This window comes from Marivita cryptomonadis, assembly GCF_002115725.1.
GTDB lineage: Bacteria > Pseudomonadota > Alphaproteobacteria > Rhodobacterales > Rhodobacteraceae > Marivita > Marivita cryptomonadis.
Map to the genome: position 1 here is coordinate 1 of NZ_JFKD01000102.1, position 783 is coordinate 783.

Annotated in this window: 1 protein-coding gene; it reads left to right on the plus strand. The window is 59.4% G+C overall.

Annotated elements, in window-relative coordinates:
* Positions 1–762: RNA-guided endonuclease InsQ/TnpB family protein (locus MCRY_RS22495; RefSeq protein ID WP_085633991.1), on the plus strand; the 762-nt coding region annotated here is incomplete at its 5' end.
* Positions 763–783: the final 21 nt, after the last annotated feature.

Below are 783 nucleotides of genomic sequence, written 5' to 3' on the forward strand. Positions count from 1 at the left end.
CGGTCGCTTGGGTGGGTGCCCATTAACACGGGTATGGCTAAGTCGAAGAACGGCGCAGTCTACCACGCAGGCACTTACTTCAAGGTGTGGGATAGCTGGGGGCTGGAAAATTACAATTTCCGCTCGGCATCCTTCTCCGAGGATGCTCGGGGTCGCTGGTATTTCAACGTGGTGGTGGAGTTTAAGGCCGAAGCCTCGACGGGCGCTAGCGCGGTCGGTATCGACTTGGGCTGCAAGGACGCGGCCACCGTTAGCGACGGAACCAAGGAAACAGGACGCTGGTACCGCGGGATCGAAGCCGATCTTGCAGTTGCACAGCGGGCGCGAAAGAGAAAGAGGGTCGCTGCCATTCACGCGAAAGCAGCGAACCGCAGGAAAGACGCGATGCATAAGCTGTCGCGCACACTGGTTGATGCGAACGCCGCCATCTTTGTCGGCAACGTGTCTTCAAAGACCATGTCTCAGACCCGCAACGCCAAGTCTGCTCTCGACGCGGGCTGGGGGTTGCTCAAGGCGATGTTGTCTTACAAATGCAATCACGCAGGCGTCGTCTTCGAAGAGGTCAACGAGGCTTTCACCCCCCAGCGATGCTCGTGCTGCGGGAATATTCCCGCCAGCAGTCCGAAAGGTATGGGCGCGCTTGGAATGAGGGAATGGGTCTGCGATCAGTGCGGCTCCGTACACGACAGGGACGTGAATGCCGCCCGCAACATTCTCGCGCTCGGGCATGGGCGTCTCGCAGGAGGAATGCCCGTCCTTTAGGGCGGGCAGGATGTCAAGTTT